Annotated in this window: 20 protein-coding genes and 1 pseudogene; 13 read left to right on the plus strand and 8 right to left on the minus strand. The window is 54.9% G+C overall.

What is annotated here, in order from left to right:
• Positions 1-2: 2 nt before the first annotated feature.
• Together FHX03_RS25350 and FHX03_RS25355 are read right to left on the minus strand one after the other, a co-directional pair.
• On the minus strand, positions 3-773 hold the full coding sequence (locus FHX03_RS25350; protein ID WP_183855998.1) for an enoyl-CoA hydratase/isomerase family protein: 771 nt from the start codon (positions 771-773) through the stop codon (positions 3-5).
• 528 nt (positions 774-1301) lie between these two features.
• Positions 1302-2144: an IclR family transcriptional regulator gene (locus FHX03_RS25355; protein ID WP_131702604.1), complete on the minus strand. Its 843-nt coding sequence runs from the start codon at positions 2142-2144 to the stop codon at positions 1302-1304.
• A 228-nt stretch (positions 2145-2372) separates the two neighbouring features.
• Here FHX03_RS25355 and FHX03_RS25360 point away from each other — a divergent pair, with 228 nt between their 5' ends.
• From FHX03_RS25360 to FHX03_RS25375, 4 genes are all read left to right on the plus strand, one after another.
• Positions 2373-3362, plus strand: a complete 990-nt coding sequence (locus tag FHX03_RS25360) for a succinylglutamate desuccinylase/aspartoacylase family protein (protein WP_131702603.1) — start codon at positions 2373-2375, stop codon at positions 3360-3362.
• Positions 3363-3463: 101 nt separating this feature from the next.
• Positions 3464-3829, plus strand: coding sequence for a hypothetical protein (locus tag FHX03_RS25365; RefSeq protein WP_183856000.1), 366 nt, complete (start codon positions 3464-3466; stop codon positions 3827-3829).
• Positions 3830-4000: 171 nt separating this feature from the next.
• The gene (locus tag FHX03_RS25370) at positions 4001-5836 is read left to right on the plus strand and encodes an ABC transporter permease subunit (protein ID WP_183856002.1); all 1836 of its coding nucleotides are present in this window, start codon (positions 4001-4003) and stop codon (positions 5834-5836) included.
• Between the two features lie 13 nt (positions 5837-5849).
• The gene (locus FHX03_RS25375; RefSeq protein WP_131702600.1) at positions 5850-6920 is read left to right on the plus strand and encodes an ABC transporter ATP-binding protein; all 1071 of its coding nucleotides are present in this window, start codon (positions 5850-5852) and stop codon (positions 6918-6920) included.
• Positions 6921-7366: 446 nt separating this feature from the next.
• Here FHX03_RS25375 and FHX03_RS25380 read toward each other — a convergent pair whose 3' ends face one another.
• Positions 7367-8689 (minus strand): D-amino acid dehydrogenase, encoded by a 1323-nt coding sequence (locus tag FHX03_RS25380; protein WP_183856004.1) that lies wholly within the window; start codon positions 8687-8689, stop codon positions 7367-7369.
• Positions 8690-9063: 374 nt separating this feature from the next.
• Between FHX03_RS25380 and FHX03_RS25385 the strand changes: the two are divergent.
• Positions 9064-10037: pseudogene (locus tag FHX03_RS25385) on the plus strand (IS3 family transposase); the annotation flags it as partial.
• 198 nt (positions 10038-10235) lie between these two features.
• Here FHX03_RS25385 and FHX03_RS25390 read toward each other — a convergent pair.
• From FHX03_RS25390 to FHX03_RS25405, 4 genes are all read right to left on the minus strand, one after another.
• Positions 10236-10766 carry an IS110 family transposase gene (locus FHX03_RS25390; RefSeq protein WP_312865344.1) on the minus strand — a complete coding sequence of 177 codons (531 nt, stop codon included), beginning with the start codon at positions 10764-10766 and terminating at the stop codon, positions 10236-10238.
• Positions 10767-11333, minus strand: coding sequence for a hypothetical protein (locus FHX03_RS25395; protein ID WP_183856005.1), 567 nt, complete (start codon positions 11331-11333; stop codon positions 10767-10769).
• Between the two features lie 445 nt (positions 11334-11778).
• Positions 11779-12231, minus strand: coding sequence for a TlpA disulfide reductase family protein (locus FHX03_RS25400; RefSeq protein WP_183856007.1), 453 nt, complete (start codon positions 12229-12231; stop codon positions 11779-11781).
• Positions 12232-12244: 13 nt separating this feature from the next.
• A complete protein-coding gene (locus FHX03_RS25405; RefSeq protein WP_183856009.1) occupies positions 12245-12439 on the minus strand; it encodes a hypothetical protein in 195 nt (64 codons plus the stop codon).
• Positions 12440-13196: 757 nt separating this feature from the next.
• On the opposite strand from FHX03_RS25405, the gene nifH reads away from it, so the two are divergent.
• The 8 genes from nifH to FHX03_RS25445 all read left to right on the plus strand — a co-directional run bounded on the left by nifH (position 13197) and on the right by FHX03_RS25445 (position 23143).
• A complete protein-coding gene (gene nifH / locus FHX03_RS25410) occupies positions 13197-14090 on the plus strand; it encodes a nitrogenase iron protein (protein ID WP_127431682.1) in 894 nt (297 codons plus the stop codon).
• 88 nt (positions 14091-14178) lie between these two features.
• Entirely contained in the window at positions 14179-15675 is a 1497-nt protein-coding gene (gene nifD, locus FHX03_RS25415; protein ID WP_183856011.1) for a nitrogenase molybdenum-iron protein alpha chain, read from the plus strand.
• 97 nt (positions 15676-15772) lie between these two features.
• Positions 15773-17314: a nitrogenase molybdenum-iron protein subunit beta gene (gene nifK, locus FHX03_RS25420; protein WP_183856013.1), complete on the plus strand. Its 1542-nt coding sequence runs from the start codon at positions 15773-15775 to the stop codon at positions 17312-17314.
• A 48-nt stretch (positions 17315-17362) separates the two neighbouring features.
• Positions 17363-18784, plus strand: coding sequence for a nitrogenase iron-molybdenum cofactor biosynthesis protein NifE (gene nifE / locus FHX03_RS25425; protein WP_183856015.1), 1422 nt, complete (start codon positions 17363-17365; stop codon positions 18782-18784).
• Positions 18785-18837: 53 nt separating this feature from the next.
• Complete coding sequence (gene nifN, locus FHX03_RS25430) at positions 18838-20181, plus strand: nitrogenase iron-molybdenum cofactor biosynthesis protein NifN (RefSeq protein WP_183856017.1); 1344 nt, start codon at positions 18838-18840, stop codon at positions 20179-20181.
• 356 nt (positions 20182-20537) lie between these two features.
• Entirely contained in the window at positions 20538-20915 is a 378-nt protein-coding gene (gene fdxB / locus FHX03_RS25435) for a ferredoxin III, nif-specific (RefSeq protein WP_183856019.1), read from the plus strand.
• A 39-nt stretch (positions 20916-20954) separates the two neighbouring features.
• Complete coding sequence (locus FHX03_RS25440) at positions 20955-21992, plus strand: aspartate-semialdehyde dehydrogenase (RefSeq protein ID WP_183856021.1); 1038 nt, start codon at positions 20955-20957, stop codon at positions 21990-21992.
• Positions 21989-23143: a uridylate kinase gene (locus FHX03_RS25445; protein ID WP_183856023.1), complete on the plus strand. Its 1155-nt coding sequence runs from the start codon at positions 21989-21991 to the stop codon at positions 23141-23143. The genes FHX03_RS25440 and FHX03_RS25445 overlap by 4 nt, the downstream gene beginning before the upstream one ends.
• 1067 nt (positions 23144-24210) lie before the next feature.
• Here FHX03_RS25445 and rpoN read toward each other — a convergent pair.
• Positions 24211-25770, minus strand: coding sequence for an RNA polymerase factor sigma-54 (gene rpoN, locus FHX03_RS25450; RefSeq protein WP_183856199.1), 1560 nt, complete (start codon positions 25768-25770; stop codon positions 24211-24213).
• Positions 25771-26011: the final 241 nt, after the last annotated feature.

The following is a 26011-nucleotide window of genomic DNA, read 5'->3' on the forward strand; positions in this document are numbered from 1 at the left end:
AGTCACGCCTTTCGAGATGCCCGTTCCGCCAAAAATTTCTCCATCATTTGAGCTGTTTCACCCGACGCGTAGGCTTCCCGGTGGATCCGGACTGCCGCATCCAGGCACTGGCGGAACCCAAGCTCGGTCATTTCGCGCAGCCATTGCTTATCGAGGCGCATGGCGACTGGAGGCTTGACGCCAAGCTCACGGGCGAGTGAAAGCGAAGCTGTCAGGACGTCTGACTGCGGAACAATCTTGTTGATGATCCCGACGGAGTGACATTCGTCGGCACCCATCAGTCGGCCGCTAAGCGTCAGATCGGTTGTTCGAGCCAATCCAAGCATCTCGCGCATGATCCACGGCCCGGTTACGCTGGCGATCCCGGAATTGATCTCAGGCTGACCCATGCTTACTCCGGCATGACCGATGCGAAAGTCGCATAGCAGCGCAACCTGAAATGCGGAGCCGGCGGCCACACCATTCAAAGCCGCAACGAGAGGTTTGGAGAGCGAGCGAATTGCCCCGTACAGCCGCTCCCACTCAGCGATCCATTGGGAGCCTGTCTCTCCGTCAAAGGACTTGGCTTCGTTGAGGTCCTGGCCGGCACAGAATGCCCTGTCCCCTGCCCCGGTCAGTACAATCGCACGGACAGTGCTGTCCTCCTCGAGGTCGACGAGTGCTTCAACAAACTGGCTCCGCATTGGCTTGTGCCAGGCGTTCAGAATTTCGGGCCGATTCAGTGTGACCACTGCGACCTCGTCTCTTCTTTCAACGATTATGTAGCGATCCATGATCCACCATTCATTGGAATGCAATATTATATATCGCATAATGTGACGAACCGGTTCGTGAAGTCAAGCGCGTTTAAGCAGGTCGGTGGAATGTGACCCGGTCATTCCTCGCGTTTCAGCGACCGGGAAACGAGAGACGGCAACGATCATCCGGTGCATAGGTCGCTCGGAATCGATATAAGAAAGGATTTTGCAGGAGCGGGAGCGCGGTTACGCCAACCCGACACGTATGGTGCTAGCTGGTGGTAGGCGCGAATTTCCCGGAGGTGGGTAGATGGCAGGCACAAATTCTCAGTGTTTGAACGTCATCGAGGATTGGCCCTGCGGTCACTTGCGAATTCGATCACCAATCCGCTGGCTCTAACGGTCAAACCGTCTATTGTCGCAAACGTTTATCCAATACGTCCTCAAAAAACCGATAACAGTATGGACGTAACGACGCCTGAGATATGCTCCTCCGCAGAAGATTCCAAGCATGACAACTTGCCGGAAAGTGTGCTCGCGCCACCCCCCCTCAGGGTGGCGGCTTCAGGCTCTCCGGTACTGCGACGCTACCTTAGACATCTGCCTAGCAATCTCGACGGTAATCGGACTGAGTTCAGCTTCGACTCGTTCAATGGTCCAGTTAGCGGTGGAAACTGCGATGTTAACCGCTGCGACCACTCTGTTATCATACCCGAAAATCGGTGCAGCGACTGAAATGTCGCCGAGCATTGCCTCTTGGTTTGCGATGGCAAACCCCTTCTTGCGCACATTATCCAGCTCATCGAGCAACTTCTGGCGGTCTTGGATCGTAAAGGGAGTTAGAGCGTCGAAGGAAGGTGCTTTGAGGATCTCGCTTGCTACGCTCGGGTCCAAGTTTGCGAGGATTGCACGACCTGGCGCGGTCGCAAAAGCAGGAAGACGGGTCCCAATCGTGACATATGAACTCATCACGCTTCTACTCGGCACACGTGAGATGAACACGATGTCAGAACCATCGAGTTCCGTCAGATTGGCCGTCTCCTGTGAACGCTTGTTCGCCTCCAGCAAATAAGGAAACGTCGCTTCCACGATCGGATTGCTTCGCAAATACGCGTTGCCAATGTCCATGGCTCTGACAGAAAGTGAATACTGGCGAGTAGTTTCACTATGGGTCAGATACCGGAGCGCCCGCAAAGTGTAGAGCACGCGCTGGGTCGCACTTTTGTTCAAGCCGGAAGCCTCGGAGACTTCAGCCAATGTCATTGGGCGCGGATTTGAGCAAAACGTGTCTAGTACGAGCATCCCCTTTTCGATGGTGCCAAGATAAAGACGCTCATCCACGTTGGTCTTTTCGAACGAAGCAGGTGGATTGACTCCGCTCTTGCCCTTACCGCCGCGATCAAGCATCGTGCCTCTCAAACTAAAAATGGAATGCGGTAGTGCATATTGCTATTCAATGCGCGTGTAAAGGCTGAAGCCCCGCGCTGATCCCCGGCATAATCGTCACTGTGAACGGGAGCCATGCAGCGTCCCTTGACATGGCCAAGCTACAATATAGGATATTATTATGCAATAGAATTGACGGGTGAACATGGCCTATGGCGGCGGTTCCGAAAATCACGTTGAGATCATAAAATGAAGATAACCGCTCAAGAGAATAGCTGCAGATACGGTGAAGAAGGCGTGTTCCGAGGAACATTCCGCTTCGACAACGAGGTCTTGGGGGATTATACTTGGCCGTTATGCGAAATCCGAGGAACGCAACCTGGCCCCCGGCTTTGTGTGTCTGCCGGAGTGCATGTCAATGAAGTATCTAGCATCGAGGCGTCCATACGGCTTCAGAGGCTTTTCGAGCCCGAAAAGATGAAGGGGTCAGTGTCAATTGTACCCGTCATCAATCAGCCAGCCATCCACAAATATAGTGAGTACGTGTGCCCCGCCGACGGCAAGAACATCAACCATATGTTCCCCGGTCGAACCGACGGGACCTTTTCCGAAGTCCTCTGCGACGCCGTCCTCAACGAGTGGGTCAAGGGCGCAGACTGCTACATCGACATGCATGGAGGGGATCTGAAAGAGAAGGTATCCTGGTTCACCATTTTCCAGCGCACGGGTGATGATGAATTCGACGCCGCGGCATGCAACGTTGCAATGTGCTTCAACAGTGAGATCGTGCTTGCCCTTGGCCCGGAATATATGAAGAAACCGGGTCGACCTCCGACAGCGTGCGCTTTGCGCAAGCAGATCGCCATAATGACCGAGGCCGGGTCGAATGGTCTTTTGAGCGAAGCCGATATTTCCTTTCATGTCGAAGGAGTATTGAACGTAGCCCGGTTGCTCGGAATTATAGATTCCCAACCGTCATCGGCCACCAATGGACGCTCATTATGCGACAGCTACATCTGGGTTGAATGTCCTAGCGATGGGGATTTTCATGCAGAAGTCGAGCCGGGATCCATCGTGAGGCAAGGGCAGCGTCTCGGCTCAGTGCGCGACGTATTTGGAGATGTCCTGGACGAGGTGTTTGCTCCCGCGACGGGATTCGTCCTTTGGCGTATTACTCACCCTTCCATCCGCAAAGGTGAAGCGCTGTTGACCATTGTTGAAGAGGCGCAGGCAAAATAGTGTTCCGCAAGATTGGCTATTTCTAGGGCCAGTCCGAATACGCTTAGCCTCGCCACGACGATCCTCAACACCCAGTTTGCTAGCGACAGGATTGGGTCCGTGTGGCTGCCGGTACCGGAATTCTTAAAAAAAAGGCGAAAGAGCCGCAAATGGTTGCAAACGCGTCCGGGCGTAGAGCCGCAGAACGCTTTCATCCTCACACGATCGTCCTGCCGCATCGATCCAGAAAGCCCGAGCCTATCGCGGGCGAATGGTTGGGCGCAAGGGTGAGGATCTTTGATTTAAGCTGGCCTTGCCTCCGACAATCTACCACAGACGGCAAAATCAAAAACGCCTTGACGTTCCCGCTTTTCCAATATAAGATATTGCATAACAATATACCGCAAAAAAACGGGAACAGGAATGAAGCTGATGTTTGGGACATCTCGAGCTGCGTGGAAGCCCTCCAACTTCTGAAGATTTCTTGAATTAGATGCCGTCAGAAGAAGAGGCTTATGAGGCCAACGCGTAATAGTGCTCCTTCCAAGCCGTTTTCTGCTCGTTGTGGCTGGCCGCAGTCGAGAAACCTATTGCGGGTGAAATATGCCCCGAGCGGGAATCATTAGCGCTGCATTCGGAGCAGCGACGGAGTTAAAGTTATGAATGTGGTACAGGAAAGCGCGAGCGGCACTGGTATAAAGCGCCCGGCAAAGAGGCTAACCGTCATGAACTCCCTGTTAGAAAATCGCTGGATTAGAGGGGCTCTGGTTTCGGGTCCGCTCCTCATCCTCCTGATCGGCTTTCTGGCGGTTCCGCTGTCCTATATCGTTTGGGGCAGTTTCGAAGGAGCGAAATTCAACTTCAGTCACTACGCTCGCGTTTTTTCGAGCGAGACGAACTTGAACATACTGTTTTATACCCTTCGGATCGGGTTGATCGTGACAGTCGTATCCCTCGCTGCCGGATACCCGGTCGCTTATCTACTGACCAAGCTTAAGTCACGTTCATTGTCCACCGTCAGTATTTTCCTGCTGATTCCGCTTTTCACTGCCTTCCTAATTAGAACCTACGCCTGGATGATCATACTTGGTCGCGAAGGTATCATAAACAACGCTCTGGTTTGGGCGGGTTTAATCAATGAACCCTTGACCCTGCTCAACACCACTTTTGCTGTGGTCGTTGGTATGGCCCATGTCTTCATCCCGACCGCCATTTTCACAATGTATTCGTCAATGGTGCGCATTGACCATGATGTTGCCAGAGCCGCCCAGATACTGGGGGCAAAGCCGGTACAGGCATTCCTGCGCGTTTATTTCCCACTGACATTACCGGGTATCTTTTCTGCAGGTGTCCTGATTTTCATTTCCGCCATCGGATTCTACATCACCCCTGCCCTGTTGGGCGGCCCGAGTGACACAATGATCTCACAACTGATTGTCGCGCAGATGACAACGCTGTTGAACTTCGAACTCGGATATGCTTCGTCCATCGTGCTGCTTATGGTGACAATCGCCATTCTCTTCGTTGCGAGCCTGTTTATCCCGCTGGAAATGATATGGTCATCGTCAACAGTCACCCTCACCGATGAAGAACCACGCGCAGCGGCACGGCTGCTCAAGAAAGTGAAACGATCGATCGGTCCTCTTCTCTACACTGTCGAGGCATCGGTGCATTTTCTCACAAAACCCATCCTCACCCGCAATTCCCGTTGGTTGTGGGTATACACTATCCTCATACTCTTTTTCTTGACGGCGCCGTTGATTGTCGTCGTGGTGCTGTCTTTCAGTTCGTCTTCATTCGTCGTCTTTCCGCCCCCAGGATTTTCGCTTCGTTGGTGGGAAAAGCTGGCGAGTGCTACAGAATGGCACCAGTCGTTCTTCTTTTCGGTTCAATTGGGTATCGCCGCCGCCTGCGTTGCGACGATCATAGGCACGATGGGCGCGTTTTGGCTGGTGCGGACAAAGTTTCTATTCAAGAAAGCGCTATTCCTGTTTGCGCTTTCCCCCTTGATGGTGCCAGTGGTCATTATCGCAACCTCGCTATACGTCTTCGAAGCAAAGCTACACATACTCGGCACCTTCGGCGGGCTGGTTATGGGGCATGTCCTGCTCGCCGTGCCCTACGTCATCGTGGTCATGGCTGCCGCGCTGAGAAATTTTGACCAGTCCCTAGAGCCAGCAGCTGCAGTGCACGGAGCTCGTCCATTACAAACACTTCGACTTGTCACGCTACCCATTCTCAAACCTGCTCTCCTTACGGCGGGACTGTTGGCTTTCCTGACATCCTTCGACGAACTCCTTGTCGGCATTTTTCTGCTGGGACGGCAAACACCAACATTGCCCATCAAGTTCTGGGGCGACATTGCCTACCAGGTTGATCCGTTGCTGAGCACGGCATCGACCTTGATCGTTGTCCTTGTGACGGCATCAATCATTGCAGTGCAGTTCATCCGGGAGCGTCATAACACGCGCATCTCTAACAATATTGCCGAATGACTGGAGGCGAAAAATGTCTACAAGCCTTGAAATGAAAAACATCCAAAAGTTCTACGGCCCGCTTCAGGTTGTGAAGGACTTTAATCTCCAAATTCAGCCAGGTGAGTTTGTGACCTTCCTCGGACCGTCCGGTTCCGGAAAGTCGACTGCGTTGAAGATGATAGCAGGGTTCGAAACGCCGACGTCAGGCGATATCTTTCTGGGAAGCCGTTCCATCGTAGAGCTTCCCGCCTATGAGCGCGGTATCGGCATGGTGTTTCAAAACTATGCACTATTTCCTCACATGACTGTCGCGGAGAATGTGGCGTTTCCCCTCACGGTTCGCAAGTCGACCCGAGCTCAAATTGAGAGCAGCGTTGCGCGCGCCTTGCGACTCGTGAAAATGGAACAGTATAGCGGCCGCTATCCCAACCAACTTTCTGGTGGCCAGCAGCAGCGCATCGCACTGGCCCGAGCCATCGTATTCAATCCAAGCATTCTGTTGATGGACGAGCCTCTCGGCGCGCTTGATCGCAATCTCCGGGAGCACATGAAGATTGAGATCATGCGTATTCAGAAGGAACTGAATATGACAGTTGTCTTCGTGACCCATGACCAGGATGAAGCGCTGACCATGTCGGATCGAATCGCAGTTATCAACGAAGGCCGACTCGTTCAGGTGGACGATAGCAAGACGCTCTACGGCAGGCCGAGGAACCGGTTCGTCGCATCGTTCGTCGGCGAATCCAACATGATTCCGTGTCGCGTCGACGTGATCGAAAACGGAGCAGGCAGGGTTACCCTGGCAGGCAACACACCCGGGGCGGCGCAGTTGTCTGGGCAGATTGACGGCGATCACGGCTGGATGTTTGTTCGTCCAGAACACGTCGAGATCGACTTCCGTTCGGTGGGAGCGGATTTGCCCAACGCGCTCGACGGCGTGGTCGAAAACGCACTGTTCCTCGGCGAAATGACGCGGTACCTGGTCCGCTGTGGTGATGAGACAATTACCGTGAAGCGGCAGAACCGGGGGCAGGCTCACTTTTCCGGCGGAACACCGGTGACGGTTTCGTGGAAAGCAGAAGATTGCAAGGTCTTGGACTAGCCATACATTGTGCGAAATCGCTTCAATCTCACTATATGGGCGACGACGAATTCAATCGCTTTGGCAATGCCCCACCGAAGTCGCTTCCCGGTCAGCGTATTTGGCTCTATTGATGTGAAGCGCCCCCACTTCGGCCGGACACTCAGCATAAGCAGGAAGGCTCAAGCACAGGATCAGGATTAGATTGCGCAGACTCCCGCCTGGGATCCTGGGATTTCAAACATATTCGTAACAAACACGACAAATTTAGGCGAATTCGGGTCGGATCGCCGTGTGTCAATTTGGCGGAGGTACGTGCTCCCTCAGAGGACAGAATTTTAGCCACGCCATCGCCAGTGCGCAATGTTGAGCATGTATGCTCAAATAAGGCTGCTACGTTTTCCACCGCTTGTGACCGGACCGTGCGGGCGGCACTCGGTTACTGTAATTTCACGTTCCGCCAAACGCTAGCTTACGATCCCATTCTGGGTCAAAGAGACAGCGGAACGGTCCGAGCGCCGAACTTGCCTCAGCATATAGTCCCTGGGGTCGACGCTGTCGCTCAAAACCCGTCCGTGCGTTACAAGTTCTGTTGTAATTTTCGCTGAACCGCACGACATCGTCCATCCAAGCGGGCCATGGCCAGTGTTGAGGAAAAGGTTTTCATATGGCGTTGGGCCTACGATCGGAGGTCCATCGGGCGTCATCGGGCGTAATCCTGACCAAGTCAAAGCCGAGCTGACGTCGACGTGCGCAGCCATGGACGGCAAAATCCTGAGAATGTCGTCGAGGACGCGTCGGCCTTCATTGGGATCGATTTTCGTATTATATTGAGCAAATTCTGCTTTCCCACCCATCCGTAAGCGATCTCCCATCGGAACCATCATTGCATGGTAGCCGTCGTCCATGACCGGACGTGTCGGCCCTCCCTTCCATCCGTTTAGAGGCAAGGTCACAGAATAGCCTTTCACGGGCACGATCGGCAGTTGAATACCGAGGGGGCGGGCAAATATGGGGCTGTAGCTACCAAGAGAGAGTACGTACGCATCCGCATGAATTTCTCCGACGGACGTTTTGACGTGGGAGATCCGCGAACAGGACTGTTTGATTATTTCCAATATGTTAGCTCTCATCAAAAACTGAGCCCCAAGTTCCTTAGCGAGGCGAGCCATTTCATTCGTAAACTTATGGGCATCGCCGCTTTCGTCATCTGGAAAGTATACCGCACCGATGTAGCGATCGATTACGTCCTTCAAACACGGCTCTTTCTCCAGAATTTGTTCCTGATCAAGAACGTCGAATTTGACGCCCCACCCCTGCATCTCGCGGCACATATGCACGAACTCCGACATGCGGCCGCCTCGAGGGAAGACCCTCATCGTCCCGCGCGTGGTCTGGTCATAATGTAGGGTAGAATTCTGGCGAATGCTGCGCAGCGTCTCTAAACTCAGGCTCGCGATCCTAATGTTCGAAACCATATTGGCTTTATGCCTCTTGTGGGTTGAGTTCGAGAGAAATTTTAGGCCCCAGCCGACAATCGATGGGATCGCGCTTGGGTTGATTTTTAACGTAGAGTTGCTGTCAAAAAGCATCTTACCAAGCCGTTTGACAGTTCCAGGTGAGTTCCAGGGGCTGGAGTCGCTAGGCGTCATCAGACCGCCGTTGGCAAAACTCGTTTCCATGCCAGGCCTGTCGCAGCGATCAATAACGGTGACCTCGTGACCATCTCTGGCGAGCATATAAGCCGTCGCACTACCAACGATTCCAGCACCAAGCACAACAACTTTCATAACTACCCTCAAAAGCAACCTAGCGTCACGCGACAAATCCGACATCATCAGTATGCAATATTAACAATTATTTTGCAATACGCGTGGTTCCGCGTCAAGCTGCTGGTTGATTGCCACTGGCGAGATGTTCTCCTTCCCTGGCACCATCCCGTTTATAGCAACAACTCAGCGATCAGTTCACGCTGTAGGGCGCTAAAGGTATAAATTCGTGAAGAAGTCAGAGCTGACGAGGTTATTGCAGGACGATCTGAGGGAGCGCGTGCCTTCCGCTCAACATCGCGGCTCAAGTTACGTGACGTGCCCCCAATAATTTAGGCCATTTGGAACTGGAATTTTCCACTTATGATCCCTGATGGGAAGAAGAGGAGAATTCGATGAAGGCCTCGAAGTTTTCGGAAGCGCAGATCGCATTCGTGCTGAAGCAAGCGGAAGATGGAACGCCGATCGGCGAAGTATGCCGCAAGGCAAGAATTTCGGACGCGACGTTTTACAACTGGCGCAAAAAATACGCTGGGCTGATGCCGTCGGAGATGAAGCCTCTTCGCCAGCTCGAAGAGGAGAATGCCAAGCTGAAGCGGATCGTCGCCGACCTTTCTCTGGACAAGGCCATGCTCCAGGACGTGCTGTCAAAAAAGCTCTGAGGCCTGCCCGCAAGCGCAAGCTTGTCGACACGGTCAAGGCGGACTGGAAGGTCTCGATCCGGCGCGCATGTTCGGTGTTGAAGATCGATCGGTCGCTGTATGGCTACAAGTCCAGGCGCGGCGAGCAGGCCGAATTGAAGCTGAAGATCAGGGACATCTGCCAGACACGGGTGCGCTACGGCTACCGCCGTGTTCATGTCCTGCTCAGACGTGACGGCTGGCCTGTCAATCCGAAGCGAATCTATCGTCTTTACAAGGAGATGGACCTCCAGCTCCACAACAAAATTCCGAAGCGACGGGTCAAGGCGAAGCTTCGCGCCGATCGCACGGAACCGACCCATTCCAACCATGTCTGGGCCATGGACTTCGTTCATGACCAGTTGGCCACCGGTCGTAAGATCAGGGTGCTGACGGTAGTCGACACCTTTTCGCGCTTTTCGCCGGCAGTCGACGCTCGCTTCAGCTACAAAGGCGAAGACGTGGTTCAAGCCCTTGAGAGAATATGCAGGGACGTTGGATATCCAGCCTCCATACGAGTCGATAATGGCAGCGAATTCATCTCGCGCGACCTAGACCTCTGGGCCTACCATAAGGGCGTCGAGCTCGACTTCTCGCGGCCTGGCAAGCCGACCGACAACAGCTACATCGAGATGTTCATGTATAGACGGCCCCGCGGGCGCAAGAGGCTTTCTGCAAGTTCGAGTCATCATTTGGGTGCGTTCATGTATTCGGCCTGTATGCGACCGAAACAAGGTCGCTGGCCCTGATGGAGTGCGCGGATCGAGGCCTCATCAACGGGTCGCGCTTGAATACGGCGCCTAAAGCTCTCCGGGTTTACTCGATCCTCAGCTCCGCTGTATGACCATCTGTTGTTTCTGCACCTTACGCCGATTTGGGTTTCGTGGCTATACTGTCTTGATGCGCGCCTCCTTGAACATCTCTCCACTGGTCATCATCGCCCAGATGATCCGGGCAAGCTTATTGGCTATGGCGACGGCCACGATCATAGGACGCCGTCGTTGCAGTAAGGCGTCGATCCAAGCTCCCCCGACCTTCGCTCGAGCTTTCGGGTATCGGACTATGTTCCTGGCACCGATTACGAGCAGATAACGCAGGTATGCATCTCCCTCCTTCGTAATCCCTCCCAATCGAGTGGTGCCACCGCTGGAATTTTGACGCGGGGTCAGGCCGAGCCAAGCGGCGAACTCTCGGCCGGAGCGGAACATCCTCGCGTCCGGAGTTGTCGCGGCGATGGCTGTAGATGTGATTGGGCCGACACCTGGGATAGACGACAGCAGATTTGAGACTGGATCTGAACGACCAACCTCCGCGAGCCTCGTCTCAATTTTATCTATCTGCTTGTTCAACTCACCAACTGACCTGATCAAGCTGGACCCGCTGCCCAAGCATCGCCAAGGGCTCCTCTTTCCACCCAATTAAAGCAGTTCCACGCGAACTGCTTCGTGAGACTTGTACTCGGCTAGTGTCTTCAGCAATCGCGCTAGCTGCTTCAGTTCGTCTTGGATGGGCAACCCCTTTACCAAAGTGACAGTCATTTCGAACAACTCCACTGCCACGACGTTGTTGCCGATCTCATGGAAGAAGTAGGCCATGGCATGATAATATTCCGCTCTTGAGTGGGCGTTTTGCCACTGGCACAGTGTCAGGATGTGCTCGGAGAGCGCCTTGCCCATCGATAAGCGTTCACCAAATGGAAATCGCGAGTAGTCATGCGATGAGTAAAAGAGTTGATGCATCGCTCCAAGAAGCCAGTCTTTTGAGTTCTTCTCAATTGCAAGGCGGACAAATTTGCGTAGCATCAGGCAGCCGGCCTCCATGTCTTGCAATTCGTCAATCAACATGTCTGCATATAACTGGAATAGGTAGAGGCTGTCCGGCATAACACTGATGCCATCTTCTAGTAACGAAAGTGCCGTCTTCCAATCCTTCGCCTCTATCGCGGACCAGATGAGACCGATCAATGATTGTTCAGCGACATCCATCTCGTTCTCCGTTGTCAGATCGTTCGCTTCCTCGCTGGTGCGCCAGCTGCGTCAAAATTAGGGAGCTTTGCCGTTAGCCACATGTACAGGTGGGTGAGCTCTAGCCGTCAGCCATCGCAGCTTCCTCATCTGTTGCAACGCCTATGATGACCTCGAGCCCATGTTCTGTATTTCTCCTGCACTTGCGCCAGGCGGGGCCGTGCCGGTATGCAGGACCGTATGGCGTCGCAAAAAACCGAGGATGTATATTTTGCCGGGCTGGAGGGCCGAGATAAGATTGCCACGCAGCCAGTCCTGCGCTTTAATCGACGGAGAGCTGAAGAGCCTGTATGCAATAGCCATATCTGCACTCCACTGTGTTTCAGAACCAACATCGGCGGAATGATCGATCAACAGGATGCCTTCGGTTGGCCCTCAGCTTGCGCCTATACCGCGTGGGCTTGAGTTAGCTTCCGCCAAGCACTTTCAGCACAACGTCATCGAGGTCCATCGGGTCGATAGAGGCTACCTTCCCGCCGCGGTCGAGAATGAAAGAGGTCGGAGGCCCATAATCCATCGGATCCATCCAGAGCCTGAGAATCTCTCCTGTGAAATCGACTGCTACTCTGAAATTCACATTTGGGCAGTTTTCGTTCAGCCACGCATTTACATAAACTCGACCCTCAGCCGCCGATGCAGAGCTCTTATATACGACGCCAATAACCTCAAGACCTTTCTCGCGGTAGTTCTCCTGCATCTGTGCGAGATTGGACATTATTTCAACGCAAACTCCGCGATTGGTTGTCAGAAACACGAGAATGTAAACTTTGCCCGGCTGAAAGGTCTCGAGAGTCCCGCCACGAACCCAGTGCACATCACGAATTGAGGGAACTGTGTCCCCTATCCTTAGGTTGGTCATGCTTGGCGTTCCTTCATGTGTTCGAGGCGATGCGGTTATCCCGCAACGCGGATGCGGAGACGGTCTCAAGATTCGTGCCAAGCAGGCCGATTGAGCTGACGAACACTAATTCGCTGCCATTCCAGCTATGTGGGCCTAAAATACGGGATTGAGGAACAAGAACGCCTGTCACGTAACCGACAAAGGTAGCGACAATGCCGTAACTCATGACGTACCCCAACTAAATTGGCCATTTGGAATTTGCCAACGTAGATCCCTGACGCGGAAAAATGGTACTCGGCGAAGGCCTCGAAAATTACGAGCAGATCATTTGTTCTGAAGTTAGCGAAGGATCGGACGCTACTGAAAGCGGAGCTTTCTGAACGATCTACGCGGGACGGGCGCCTGTGAAGAAGCAGCTAGGGCACTTGGATCGCGCCGTGCGACGTGTTGTCACAAGTGGCGCCTTCTTCGTCGTCTAAGGGTCATGATTGCTGACCGCGTGTGCGGGGGCGAGAGCTTCGTTGCCATCACTGCCACTATCATAATGGACAGCAGAGTAGGACGTTAACCCTATGCGGGTACCAGACGCGGCATGGCGCTTGATCATCGCCGAAGACAACGCTTTGCGGCGAGTAATCACCGGTCTGATGGAATACAGGCTGCTCTAGCAAAGTTGCACATGGGTAAATGAGACATCCTGTCGTTTGGTCAGATATTGCACAAAGGCCACCATTCATTGGTCCTCAGAGGGTGACAGTCTGTTTCGACATTGTCATCACCTTTGTCGGTTACGTGACAAGCGTTCTTGTTCTCAATCCCGTATTTTACGCCCACATAGATGGAATCGCAGCGAATTATTGTTCGTCAGCTCAATCGGACCGCTTGGCACGAATCTTGTGAGCTATTGCGAGGCAGCGGGACCGCCTCCGCATCCGCGTTGCGGGATAACCGCATCGCCTCGAACACATGAAGGAACGCCACACATGGCAGCTCTGCGTCAAATTGCATTCTATGGAAAGGGCGGAATTGGCAAGTCCACTACGTCCCAAAACACGCTAGCCGCCCTCGTGGACCATGGACAGAAGATCCTCATCGTTGGCTGTGACCCTAAGGCGGACTCTACGCGCCTGATCTTGAACTCGAAGGCCCAGGATACTGTTCTTGATCTCGCAGCAACGAGGGGTTCGGTTGAAGATCTTGAACTCGAAGACGTGCTCAAGGTAGGCTATAAAGGTATCAAATGCGTGGAGTCTGGCGGCCCGGAGCCAGGCGTTGGCTGCGCGGGACGCGGCGTTATCACGTCGATCAACTTTCTCGAAGAGAACGGCGCCTACAACGATGTCGACTACGTGTCTTATGACGTGCTCGGTGACGTTGTGTGCGGCGGCTTCGCGATGCCGATCCGTGAAAACAAAGCTCAGGAAATCTACATCGTCATGTCCGGCGAAATGATGGCGCTTTATGCCGCCAACAATATCGCCAGGGGCATCCTGAAATATGCTGCAGGCGGCAGCGTGCGCCTGGGTGGCCTCATTTGTAACGAGCGTCAGACCGACCGCGAACTCGACCTCGCCGAAGCGCTGGCTGCCAAACTCAATTCCAAGCTCATCCACTTCGTACCACGCGACAACATTGTCCAACATGCCGAACTTAGAAAGATGACGGTGATCCAATATGCGCCGGACTCTCAGCAAGCGGCCGAGTACCGCACACTTGCCCAAAGAATACATGACAATTCTGGCAAAGGCACCGTCCCGACCCCCATCACTATGGAAGAACTTGAGGACATGCTTCTCGATTTCGGGATCATGAAAACCGATGAGCAGATGCTTGCCGAACTTCAAGCCAGGGATGCCAGGTTGATAGCTGCCCCGTGATCACACTGACACGAGCACGCAGCGACACGCAAAGCGCCCGCCATCCCGCGAGGGAGGTTTCATCCGGAATTTGTAAGGGGTAGGGTCAATGAGCCTCAAATACGACAATGACAGTGACTTCCATGCGAAGCTTATATCAGACGTGCTGTCGCAATATCCGGGCAAAGCAGCGAAGCGACGTAGTAAACATCTTAGCGTGGCAATGAGCGAAAAGGGCGCCGGCGAGGACCCAAACGCAATTAGCGAGTGCGAGGTAAAGTCGAACATCAAGTCTGTTCCTGGCGTGATGACGATCCGCGGATGCGCCTATGCCGGTTCAAAGGGCGTTGTCTGGGGACCGATCAAGGATATGGTTCACATTTCACACGGGCCTGTGGGCTGTGGTCAATATTCCTGGTCGCAACGTCGCAACTATTACGTCGGTCTGACAGGCATCGACACTTTCGTGACCATGCAATTTACCTCCGATTTCCAGGAGAAGGACATCGTTTTTGGCGGTGACAAGAAACTGGAAAAGGTCATCGACGAGATTGCTGAACTTTTCCCGTTAAGCAATGGCATCAGCCTGCAGTCCGAATGTCCGATCGGTCTGATTGGCGATGACATTGAGGCGGTGGCGCGAAAAAAGGCCAAAGAACACACGACGACCGTCGTGCCGGTGCGCTGCGAAGGCTTCCGTGGTGTGTCGCAATCGCTTGGCCACCACATCGCGAACGATGCAATTCGAGATTGGGTCTTCGACAAGAAAGACTTAAAATTCGAGGCGGGTCCCTACGACGTAAATGTCATAGGCGACTATAACATTGGCGGCGATGCATGGGCATCGCGCATCCTGCTCGAAGAGATCGGACTGCGCGTGGTCGGCAACTGGTCGGGAGATGCAACTCTCGCCGAAGTGGAGCGCGCGCCGAGAGCGGCACTCAACCTCATCCACTGCTATCGGTCGATGAATTACATCTCCAGGCACATGGAGGAAAAATATGGCATCCCTTGGATGGAATATAATTTCTTTGGACACTCCCAAATCGATGCCTCGCTGCGCAACATAGCCGAACACTTCGGGCCGGAGATCCAAGAAAAAGCCGAGAAGGTCATAGCCAAATACCAGCCCCTCGTTTGGGCCGTAATCGACAAATACTGGCAGCGCCTTTCCGGCAAACGGGTGATGCTCTACGTCGGGGGATTGCGTCCTCGTCACGTCGTCACCGCCTATGAGGACCTCGGGATGGAAATCGTAGGAACCGGCTACGAATTCGGTCACGGCGACGACTATCAGCGCACTGGCCATTATGTAAAAGAAGGCACGCTGATCTACGACGATGTGACTGGCTATGAACTTGAAAAATTCATTGAGGGAATTCGGCCCGATCTCGTCGGGTCCGGCGTTAAAGAAAAATACCCGGTGCAGAAAATGGGCATTCCATTCCGTCAGATGCACTCATGGGACTATTCTGGTCCGTATCACGGTTATGACGGCTTCGCGATTTTCGCTCGGGACATGGACATGGCCATCAACAATCCAGTTTGGGGTCTCTACGACGCGCCCTGGAAAAATGACCGCGCTTTGGCGGCGGTTGCTGGGTGAGAACATAGCGTTCGCACGTAAAAAACGCGCAACGGCTTAAGCGACACGTGTTTCTGGACCGCCCTTGAGCCGCGGCCAGATCGAAAGAGGTGACCCTATGCCGCAGTCAGCTGAGAAAACTCTCGACCACGCGCCCCTATTCTGCGAGCCGGAATACAGGAAGATGCTGGCCAAAAAAAAACTGAAATTCGAGTGCCCACACCCGGATCAGGTCGTGTCGGACCAGGGCGAATTCACGAAGAGCTGGGAATACCGAGAGAAAAACTTGGCCCGCCAAGCCCTTGTCGTCAATCCAGCCAAAGCCTGTCAGCCCCTCGGCGCGGTCTTCGCAGCGGCGGGATTCGAGCGAACGATGTCGTTCGTCCATGGCAGCCAAGGTTGCGTTGCCTACTACAGATCGCACCTATCGCGCCATTTCAAGGAGCCGTCATCGGTGGTCTCGTCATCGATGACAGAAGACGCGGCTGTTTTTGGCGGTCTGAAAAATATGGTCGACGGTCTCGCCAACACATACAAGCTCTATGACCCGAAGATGATCGCGGTGTCGACCACATGTATGGCAGAGGTCATCGGAGATGACCTGCATGGTTTTATCGAAAATGCCAAAGGTGAAGGTTCGGTCCCGCGCGATTTCGATGTCCCCTTCGCCCACACACCAGCCTTTGTCGGCAGCCATGTCGATGGCTACGACAGCATGGTAAAAGGTGTGCTGGAGAATTTCTGGAAGGGCGCCGCGCGAAGTGAAGCCACCGCTTCTGTCAACATCATTCCTGGATTTGATGGCTTCTGCGTTGGGAACAATCGCGAATTAAAACGCCTGCTCGACTTGATGCAAGTGAATTACATGTTCATCCAGGACGCATCAGATCAGTTCGATACCCCTTCCGATGGCAACTTTCGGATGTATGACGGGGGGACCAAAATCAATGACGTGAAGGCGGCGTTGAACGCGGAGGGGACGTTGTCCCTGCAATATTACAACACTCGCAAGACGTTAGATTACTGCAGAGACGTTGGACAAGCGACGACCTCCTTCCGCTACCCTCTCGGCGTCGAAGCTACCGATGAACTCCTGATGGCGATATCTGTGATTTCCAGGAGAGAAATTCCCGAGACGATCCGCCTGGAGCGCGGGCGACTCATTGACGCGATGGCGGACAGCCAAGCTTGGCTGTATGGAAAAAAATACGCGATTTACGGTGATCCAGATTTCGTTTTTGGGATGGCGCGCTTCATCATGGAGACCGGCGGCGAACCAATCCACTGCCTCGCCACAAACGGCACCTCAGCTTGGGAGAACGAGATGAAGGAACTCCTCGCATCATCGCCCTTCGGGAAGAATGCACAGGTTTGGCCAGGCAAGGACCTCTGGGCACTGCGCTCGCTGCTTTTCACCGAGCCGGTGGATCTTCTGATTGGCAATTCTTACGGGAAGTATCTCGAGCGGGACACCGGCACCCCATTGGTTCGGCTGATGTTTCCAATTTTCGATCGGCACCATCATCATCGATTCCCCCTCATGGGTTACCAGGGCGGACTGCGTCTTTTAACGACGATCCTGGACAAGATCTTCGACACCCTCGATCGCGAAACAATGCACGCGGGTGTGACAGACTATTCGTATGACCTCACTCGCTAAGAACTGGGTCAGGCGGCCTTTCTCTCCACCAGATATGAAGGCAGACGAATGTCCTCGCTCAACGCCAAAATCAAAGACGCCTTCCACGAGCTAGCGAGTTCAAGGGGCGGCAGCAAGGGTCCGAAGGCGCGCCGAAGGAATTGCGCGAGGCCAATGGCCCCGGGAACGGCCGTCGGCGGTTGCGCTTTCGACGGCGCCAAGGTCGCACTGCAGCCGATCACCGATGTCGCACATCTGATTCACGCACCGCTCGCCTGCGAGGGAAATTCCTGGGACAACCGTGGCGCTGCCTCGTCAGGTCCAACACTTTGGCGCACGAGCTTCACGACTGATCTTACGGAAATCGACATCGTAATGGGCCACAGTGAACGGAAGCTCTTTAAAGCGATCCGGGAAATCAAGGATGGGTATGCGCCCGCGGCAATCTTCGTCTATTCAACCTGCGTTACAGCGATGATCGGTGACGACATCGACGTTATTTGCAAGCGAGCGACAGACGAATTTGCCTTGCCGGTGGTGCCGGTCAATGCGCCAGGTTTTGTCGGATCTAAAAACCTCGGCAACAAGCTAGCGGGCGAGGCGCTGCTCAAGCATGTCATAGGTACCGTGGAGCCTGATGAACCAGGCCTTTGCGACATCAACATACTCGGCGAATTTAACCTCTCGGGTGAATTCTGGCAGGTGAAGCCGCTCTTGGATAAGCTTGGCATCCGCGTCCGCGCGTGTATTCCAGGAGACGCGCGATATCTGCAAGTCGCCTCCGCCCACCGCTCACGCGCAGCGATGACAGTGTGTTCGACAGCATTCGTTGCTTTGGCACGTAAGATGCAGGAACGCTGGGACATTCCATTTTTCGAGGGCTCCTTCTATGGCATTTCCGGCACCTCAGAGGCGCTCCGGCGGATCGCCTATCTGCTTGTAAAGAAGGGTGCCGCCCCCTCGCTTTTGCATCGCACGGAAATCCTTGTAGCGGAGGAAGAGGGAAAGGTGTGGAAGAGGCTGGAAGCGTACCGACCTCGCCTTGAGGGCAAGCGCGTGCTTCTAAATACAGGCGGCGTGAAATCCTGGTCGGTCGTCCATGCCCTGATGGAGATCGGCATGGAGATCGTCGGCACATCAGTCAAGAAATCGACGCTCGAAGATAGGGAGCGAGTGAAACAGACCCTGAAGGAGGAGAACCTCCTGTTCGAGACGATGTCGCCGCGCGAGCTTTTCTCGCTTCTACTCGAGAGAAAGGCCGACATCATGCTGTCGGGCGGACGCACCCAGTATATAGCGCTAAAGGCAAAACTGCCCTGGCTCGACATCAACCAGGAGCGTCATCACGCTTACGCTGGCTATGAGGGAATGGTGCAACTTGCCCGACAAATTGACCTGGCAATTCACAATCCGATTTGGCCGCAGGTGCGCGAGCCGGCGCCATGGGAGCCGGCCTTGGTCGTTGAAAAGCGAGCTAAAAGAGAAGCGTAAGCGCGTCGAACCAAAACCGCGAGATGACTCGCAAAGAATGTTGAGGTCGTACTATGGCACGCGTCGTATCTCAAACCAAGTCGGCGGCGGTCAACCCCCTGAAGTCGTCGCAGCCGCTTGGTGCTGCCTTCGCCTTTCTGGGCGTTGACGGCGCAATACCTCTGCTCCATGGCAGCCAGGGATGTACGAGCTTCGCGCTCGCACTACTCGTGAGGCATTTCAATGAAGCGATCCCGCTGCAAACGACGGCTATGAACGAAGCCGCGATAATCGTCGGCGGCGCAGATCGTCTCGAAGAGGCAATTCTCAGCCTCAAAGCCCGCACGAGGCCACGACTAATCGGAATATGCACGACCGCATCGGTAGAGGCCCGCGACGAGGATGTCGCCGGTGATGTCGAAAACATCAAGCGCAGGCGGGCGATAGAACTTATGGGGACCGAAGTGGTCGTCGCTAACACGCCGGACTTTGACGGCGCCATAGAGGAGGGTTGGTCCAAAGCTGTTACCGCCATGATCGAGGCAATAACGCGACCTGACAAGCAGTATCGTGATCCGGGGAAGGTCGCGATCTTGCCTGGCTGCAACTTAACAGTTGCTGATATTGAACATTTGCGCGAGACGGCCGTAAGCTTCGGGCTCGACCCGGTTATTCTGCCCGACGTGTCCGGAGCACTCGACGGCTCCATCCCCGAAGAATGGATGCCGACAACGTATGGCGGTACGAAATTGACGGAGATCCGCGATCTCGGTGCGACGATGCAATGTATCGCAATCGGCGAGCATATGCGGCGACCGGCTGAAGCGCTGCAGAGACTAGCCGGTGTGCCGTACGTGCTGTTTAGATCGCTGACGGGCCTAGAAAACGTCGATCGCTTCATTCGCGTGCTTGCCGCTATGTCACGCAAACAGACACCGCTCAATGTCCGCCGCAACCGAATGCAGCTGCAGGATGCGATGCTCGACGGATATTCCCATATGGCTGGCAAGAAGATCGCAATCGCTTCCGAGCCCGATCAACTTTTCCAGCTCTCCAACTTTTTTACTGCCATGGGTGCGGAAATTGCGGCCGCGGTCACCACGACAGGCACTTCGAAGGCGCTCGAGATGGTACCGGCGAAGACCGTCAAAGTCGGCGATCTCAGTGATCTCGAAAGTCTCGCCGCAACGGCCGACCTTATAGTTACACACTCGCACGGCCGAGAAGCTGCCAGACGCCTCGGCGTTCCGCTGATGCGGGTGGGTTTCCCCATGTTCGACCGCTTCGGCAGCCAGCACAAGCTTACAATATTATACCGGGGAACCCGCGACATGATCTTCGACTTTGCGAACATCATTTACGCTAACCCTCCGAACCCGCAGCCCACTGTATTCGACCGACAGGGAATCGCAAAGTGAGACCAATTCGCCGCCTCTCGCTCTTCAATGGCAAACTCCACCAACAGCGGCCGAAACGGCAGGTAACCACCTTGCGAATTGCGAACGTCATGCAAGATATGGAGGGACTGAACTCGTCGTTTGAATCGCCCAGACTGTTGCCATCTACGACGCGATACTCGACGCGTGAACCTTCGTGGAAGCCGCTGGGTTCGAGGATATCTCCGACGAGATCGGAAGGCACCGAAGCGAAGGCGATGACTGCACTGGGGAGAAGATAGCGGCGTTAGACAGCTGCCGGCTCGCATTTGTCTGGCAATCGGCGCGCCTTCGGCGGTCACATATGTCATTGGCAGAACTCTAAATTGGAGAAATCTATGATAAGCTCATGCGTGACTCGCGACGGGTCCCGATGGATGCCGGAATATCTGAATTCGATCAACCCTGCGATGTGCATCGGCTGCGGTCGCTGCTTCAAGGTCTGCTCACGTGAGGTCATGCACCCCTACGGCATCGACGAGGCAGGTGAAACGCTCGGTGTCTGCGATGGCGAGGACGACTTTAATGGTGAGCTCAGTCGCGTGATCATGGTCATTGACTATCCTGGCCGCTGTATCGGCTGCGGAGCGTGCGCCCGCGTCTGTCCCAAGAACTGCCAGACTCATATCACCGTTGATCATCGTGCGGTGGATCAAGCCGGGACGACAGAGTTCCAGTTACATCCTTGGGCGGCCGAAGCGAGCATCGAAATTTGAAAGCAAGATCCAACCACGAGCTTCTAAATGAGGATCCTCATGAGAGCATTAGATATCTCTGTCGTTGGAGCAACCGGGGTGGTTGGAACGGCCCTGATCAAGTTATTGGAAAAAAGCGAGATTGCGGTCGATCGACTGAGGCTGTTCGCCTCCAGTTCGGGTGCTCGTCAACTCAAGTTTCGAGATCAAACATACTTAGTTGAGGCACTACGCGACATTCGCAATATCGATGATATCAAAACCGACATTGCATTCTTCTCTGCAGGCGGCGACGTAAGCGCCGTATGGGCACCCCGGTTCGCATCCCAAGGAGCCTTGGTGATTGATAACTCGAATGCCTTTCGAATGAAGCCTGACGTACCCCTCATCGTACCACAAGTTAACGCCTGTTCACTTACGGTTCGTCCACCGTCTGGAATAGTAGCGAATCCAAATTGCTCCACGATACAGCTGGTTCGGGCACTGCGACCGTTGATATCGACGTTCGGTGTCCACCAGATTCTTTTGACTACTTATCAAGCCGCCTCAGGAGTTGGCCAGCGCGGGATTAACGAGCTAGAAGACGGTGCCGAAGCCTGGCTCAAGGGGAGCACGCGGCCCGCTGCGGAGAGCTTCCCTGTCTCTCTTGCATTCAATGTCATACCGCAGATCGGAGAGATTTCCAGCGAAGGCGTGGCTCTCGAGGAACGCAAGCTGGTTCAAGAGTCACGGAAGATCTTCGGTATGCCTCGTCTGCAGTTAACCGCCACCTGCGTTAGAGTGCCGGTAAAGACGTGTCATTCCGAGGCGGTATACGTCGAGTTCGACGATCAAGTTCGACTAGAACAGGTCCATGAGCTCCTGGCAAATGAACCAGGTGTTCGACTTTATGCTGACGAAATTCGCGACGGATATCCAACGCCGCGCTTTCTGGGAGACCCTGCATATGTTCACGTCGGCCGAGTCCGAGTTAATCCAGAGAATCCGCGCGGGCTGTGGATGTGGGTTGTAGCCGACAACGTTCAGGTCGGAGCCGCACTCAACGCACTCCTCATCGCACAGCTTGTGATCGCCAATAACTTGGTGGATGAAACATGAAGACGACTATCGTCAAATTCGGGGGTTCGAGTTTTCGAGATCCTTGTGACTACGCTCGAGTTGCTCAGCATTTAGCTGAGCTGCGGGCTGCAGGCGGAACCAAGATTATCGCCGTGGTCAGCGCAATGTATGGTATGACCGACAAGCTGAAAGCAACCATGCTTGGCGTCAACAGGGAAGCATCTCCGTCGAATCTCGATGCGGCACTTGCCACGGGCGAGATGCTAAGTGCCTGCATGCTGGAGGCTGCAGTCAGTTGCCTTGGGATTCCCGTAACGTCGTTGAACGGCTATGCCCTCGGAATACGCACCAATTCAGACTTCGGTCGGGCTTCAGTAGAAAGCGTCGATCCTCAGCCAATCAGGGCTGCGCTTCAGGAGCATGACATTGTCATTGCGACGGGTGGTCAGGCAATTGATCAGTCGGGCAGATTAACGTTTCTCGGCAGAAACAGCTCCGACCTGACAGCCGTCGTGATCGCAGCTATGTTAGGAGAGCAAGCTTGCGAAATATATTCAGATGTTAAGGGCGTCTACACCGCAGATCCTCATCTTGTATCAGGGGCTCGATTAATCCCGAAGATTGGGTATTGGACAATTGCGCAGATGTCGCGACAAGGCGCAAAGGTGCTGCACCATAGGGCAGTGGATTATGCTAAAAAGCACGCAGTCACCATAGTTTGCAAAGCACTGACTAGTGACGGAGCGGCGACGGGCACGATCATCACAGGCCACGGATACTCCGGTTCCGTGACAGTAGCACGCGACGCAGCAGTATTAGCTGTCGCGAGTGATGCAGAACGCGACACTCTCCTTGTGCTTCTTGATCAACACGATATTAGCTCAATATTCTTTGAAGAGGACGGCAGGCCTTGCCTTTGCATCATAACCGACATCGATTTTGCGATGCGCCTTGTCGCATCGGCAGGCAGGCGCGCGGTCGCCATCGGATCAAGGGTCGTGGTGACCGAGCTTAATGGCGCGATGTCGCGCCTCCACCTTCACGTTGACTACGAGAGCGCCTTGGCACATGCGCAAAACATCCACGAACAGATGTATCCGGCAGCCATTCGCGATCTTGTGATAGAGAACGACCAAACAGCGCCACAGGCGACGCCCGAATGGAGGCGGCGGCGAAGTCGCTTGATCTAGCCATCGGCCCAGGGATGCTTCGACTTGGTAGCCGGGTGATCGCTAGCGACGATCGCCTGTTCCACCGCCCTTATAACCTCGGTACATCATCGGGTTCAACGTGCAATCTTCATCGCAGGACGCTGGACAGACGCGACCGGTGAATTCGAAAAATTATTGTCGAATGCAGGTTCTGGATCGCCGCTTTCCAGTTGCGGTAGACGAGGATAGTGCAAAGCGGCTGAAATCAGCCCTTTACCTTGCAGTGCGCCAGCATCTCGTCCTCGTGATCCGGCGCGCTCTTGATGCCCTTGCGCCGGCCGCTGGTCGCTATACTCATCGCGCAGGTACTTCGCATTCTCGGGCCATTTATGCGGCCGGCGGCAGTCCGTGCCGCGGTGCCATATGGACTAGCGGCGCCTTCATGACATCGCGGTCGGTCTTCAGCGCGCCTCCTAGCTGCCACGGCTCGCGCGGGCCCCTGTACGGCGGGAGGAGAACTCCGCCGACGGAACACCCTGATCGGGTTGGAACCCAAGGCGTATGTCCCTTGACGCAGAAGGCAACGTTTGAGAGGACTGCTGGCGCAACCACGCGGCACAAAAATCGCAGCTTGCGAAGATGTTGCGCTGTTTGATATTCGTTCTTCCGCAGAATGGCATGCAGCGCCAGGTAATCGCCACCTAGTGCAGGCTCGCTTGTCGAAAAATGTACGTCGCCGCTGTATAATGTGGCACTGCGAAAACTGTTCCTGCGCCGAGGTGTCTGGGGAATTGAGTTCGCTGTCGCAGATGCGGTCATAGCCGCCGCACTTCTTGATCCAGCTCGAGCGCAGGGTACGATCTAACCCCCATTGCGGTTGCGAAGCTAAGCGCGTTGCCGGCAGATGTGGTGCAGGGCACATTTCGGCACAAAACATTCCTTGACCGCCTACGACCCCGAAACAGGAGCCGCGCCCAAAAATCGAGATGGCAGACTGGGCCAGCGCAAGCACCGCGGGCGTGATCCAAACTCACCCAAGGGCTAGCTTTCATAGAGTCGCGCCGCTTAGGGCAGGATGCTTCGATCGAGGTCGAAGCATTGCTGCGTCAGAAGCCTGCGACCTTGGCGAGCGCCCGCTTCTCGCGGCGGCGCTGGACCGAAGAGGCGATGTTCATCGCCTCCCGGTATTTCGCTACGGTGCGGCGGGCGAGATCGACGCCGCCCTTCTTCAGCATGTCGACGATATCGTCGTCGGAAAGCACCGCCTCCGGGCTCTCCTGCAGGATCAGCGCACGGATCTTGTGACGCACGGCCTCGGCCGAATGGCTGTCGCCGCCGGCGACGGCGCTGATCGAGACGGTGAAGAAATATTTGAGTTCGAAGAGGCCGCGCGGCGTCAGCATATATTTATTCGACGTGACGCGGCTGACGGTGGATTCATGCATCTTGATCGCCTCGGCGACCGTTTTCAGGTTCAGCGGGCGCAGGTAATCGACGCCGTGCAGCAGGAAGGCGTCCTGCTGGCGGACGATTTCGCTTGCCACCTTCATGATGGTTTTTGCCCGCTGGTCGAGGCTGCGCGTCAGCCAGTTGGCGCTCTGCAGGCAATCGGAGAGGAAGGCGTGGTCCTCGCCGTTCTTCGTCACACGGGAAAAATAGGACTGGTTGACCAGCACGCGCGGCAGCGTATCCGGATTGAGCTCGACCAGCCAGCCGCCGTCCGAGGCGGGCCTGACGACTACATCCGGCGTGATTGCTTCGGAAACACCCGCTTCGAAGCCGCTGCCGGGCTTGGGATTGAGCTGACGGATCTCGCCGAGCATGTCGAGAAGATCTTCCTCGTCGACGCCGCAGAGCCGCTTCAGCGTGGCAAAATCGCGCCGGGCCAGCAGTTCGAGGTTTTCGACCAGAGCCTGCATGGCCGGGTCGTACCGGTCCTTCTGCCTGAGCTGGATCGCCAGGCATTCGGCGAGGCTACGGGCGAAAACACCTGGCGGATCAAGGCTCTGCAGGGTGGCAAGCACGCGCTCGGCCTGTGCGAGGCTCGTGCCCAGCCTCTCGCCCGTCTCGACGATATCGGCCTGCAGATAACCGCAGTCGTCGAGCTGGTCGACGAAATTCTGCGCGATCAACCGGTCGGCCATGTCAGGCAGGACGAAGGGGATCTGCTGGGCGAGATGATCGCGCAGCGACACCTGACCGGCGACGAAATCGTCGAGATCGTAGTCGGCGCCCTCGCCGCTGCCCGGCATCGACTTCCACTGACTGACGAGCTCCGGCGCATCGAGGCGCTGCGGAGCACCGTCATCAGGAAAGACATTGGTGTAATTGGCGTCGAGTTCGTCGTTCAGTCGGCTGGTGCTGGCGCTGCCGCCATTGTCATACCAGTCGCTGGAGAGCGCCTCGGTGCGGTTGTCGTAGCCGTCGTCGGAGCCGGCATCCTCCGGCTGATGAGCATATTCTCCATCTTCGGCTTCACCGCGTTCACCGCCCGCCTCGCCGTCATTCGACGGAAATTCGAGCAGCGGGTTCTTCTCCACCTCCAGGGCGATGAACTGGTTGAGTTCGAAATGAGTCATCTGCAGCAACTGGATGGATTGCATCAGTTGCGGTGTCATCACCAGGGACTGGGTCTGGCGCAGGAAAAGATTGGCGGACAGTTTCATGATGAAGTTCCACTTAATTCTCGGGTCCATGCCTGATCATGACCTCAGGCACGGAGATCGATGCCTTCACGTGAAATTGGCACGTGCTTGGCATCATGAACCACTTGGGCCAACTTGGTCGCCCCGGCGCCAATAGCTTTCAAGAAAGCCTGCCAAATCATCGAATGAATTCCGAGGGAGAATATTCTTAATTTAGCTATTTTGGCGAGCAGTGAACTTGGTTAGGAAAGTGCATTTGTCG

Origin of the sequence: Rhizobium sp. BK456, from assembly GCF_014194045.1 — a bacterium.
Classification (GTDB): Bacteria; Pseudomonadota; Alphaproteobacteria; order Rhizobiales; family Rhizobiaceae; genus Rhizobium; species Rhizobium redzepovicii.